The sequence below is a fragment of the Cuniculiplasma thermophilum genome (genome assembly GCF_052315355.1).
Classification (GTDB): domain Archaea; phylum Thermoplasmatota; class Thermoplasmata; order Thermoplasmatales; family Thermoplasmataceae; genus Cuniculiplasma.
The window spans coordinates 1-1,684 of the sequence record NZ_JBLSDF010000071.1 but is presented as its reverse complement, the minus strand read 5'-3'; the positions used below and the strand labels follow the sequence as shown (position 1 = coordinate 1,684).

Sequence of the window (1,684 nt, the reverse complement as noted above, 5' to 3'; positions counted from 1 at the left end):
TTGACTGGCCGTTCTGCCACTTCTTCCATCGTAGCACCATGTATTTCTTTCCATGAATGGATTTCCACACTATTCCTGGCATACGCAAGTGTGTACCCTGCGAATAAAAACATTTCCATAGGAATTAATCACGGACCACCAATTATAAGGGAAAAAAGAATAACAGAAAACTTCCAAGTACAATAGCACCCTGAAGTGTTAATGAAAAAACTCAGTGAAAGACTCGCTTTATGGAAAGAGTAAACCTAATAGATGTAAACTCACGATATAATTCACATTAAGATGAATTCTAATATAAAACAATGATTATTCTATAACAATTCTAAAAAGGTATATATAGCAAAGATAATATTGATACATGGCGAAGTGTGTTTCTTGTGGAGCAGAAATTGAGGAAGGGGCATCTTTTTGCCCTCAGTGTGGAGCGGCTCAACCAGCAGGCCAGGTAGGTAACAAAGATTTAAAGCCTGTGACTGGGCAGAATTTTAAGACAATGGGACGAATGGGCGTAATGAGTCATGGGCTCGAATTGGTAATAGAAAACGAACAGGGAACTATTGGCTCTGTAAGTTTTAGTGGAGGATTAATGGGAACGTTTGAAGCAAACTTTCAGTTGAATGACCCACAGGGGAACGTTCTGTTGAGGACACAGCATAACAAACCGAAAAAGCTCATAAGCACTTTTAAGAACTATTCCATTATAGATTCGAGTGGAAATGAAATTGGGCAGATGGATATCCACAATCGTAAGGCCGAAATCAGGACCCAAAATGGCCAGAATTATGAGGTTACGGAAAACATAGGTGGCAGGGACATAAAGATCTCAAGTAATGGAAATGTAGTAGGAGAGATTAAACACCATCTTGAGAGCAAATATTTTGAAGGAAAAATAAGTGGAGACATCCAACCAGAGATATTTGTTGCATATCTTCTGTACAGGACACTGGAGCATGCAGTCAAATCCGGTGACTTTATGGGTGGCCCGGGAATGAACGGTGTTGGATTCAGATTGTAAATCAAAAATCAGGTAACAACAAAAGTATTTAATCGCCCCACTCGTAAAATATAATTTTATAGGAAGGATTCTTGGACTCGAGAATATCCTTCAATTTGTAGAAGTCCTGTATATACATTTTCTTCCTAAGGTCCATAATAATAGATGAGGCATTTTGAAGGTCCCTCTCAAACGTCTTAACAATTTCAAAGGTCTCTGTTACATCTGGTATCATTACCTTTTCATAACCCATAATAGCACAATAAAAGCAATATTTTGCCATATGTCTTTCGTTGAAATACATCTTTCTTCCGTCAATCACAAGATTGATTCCTTCAGTTTCTCGATATAGAAAAATATCTTCTCCCTTGGGAATTTCTATTTTTCCATATTCTCCATCAGGTTTCAGGTAATCCTTTGGAAAGACACCAAGATTTGAGTCTTTCAAAACGCTTTCCGCATATCTGGATATGAAAAGTTCATCCATCATGGGTGTAATGTTACCCCTATTATAGAGATATTTGCATACGGTAATAGAAATAAAATCTTAAAGAGCATCCTATAATAAGTTTTCTTACATGAGATTTAATGTACATGGATTCATAGCTACCGCTGATCCATAGCTGTTTCATGTATTTCATCTTCGATCTATTCCTGTTTCCTGAATCTTTCTGGTATCTCAAATGGTCT

Annotated in this window: 4 protein-coding genes; 2 read left to right on the top strand and 2 right to left on the bottom strand. The window is 37.3% G+C overall.

What is annotated here, in order from left to right; translation table 11 throughout:
• Positions 1 to 186 (top strand): hypothetical protein (locus tag ACNF42_RS08610; protein WP_443340361.1); only part of this gene is annotated, 186 nt, incomplete at its 5' end.
• Positions 187 to 358: 172 nt separating this feature from the next.
• Positions 359 to 1,015 (top strand): zinc ribbon domain-containing protein, encoded by a 657-nt coding sequence (locus ACNF42_RS08605; RefSeq protein ID WP_443340360.1) that lies wholly within the window; start codon positions 359 to 361, stop codon positions 1,013 to 1,015.
• A 28-nt stretch (positions 1,016 to 1,043) separates the two neighbouring features.
• On the opposite strand, the gene ACNF42_RS08600 is transcribed toward ACNF42_RS08605, so the two are convergent.
• Both ACNF42_RS08600 and ACNF42_RS08595 read right to left on the bottom strand, forming a co-directional pair.
• A complete protein-coding gene (locus ACNF42_RS08600; protein ID WP_443340359.1) occupies positions 1,044 to 1,484 on the bottom strand; it encodes a hypothetical protein in 441 nt (146 codons plus the stop codon).
• A 19-nt stretch (positions 1,485 to 1,503) separates the two neighbouring features.
• Positions 1,504 to 1,684: hypothetical protein (locus tag ACNF42_RS08595; RefSeq protein WP_443340358.1), on the bottom strand; the 181-nt coding region annotated here is incomplete at its 5' end.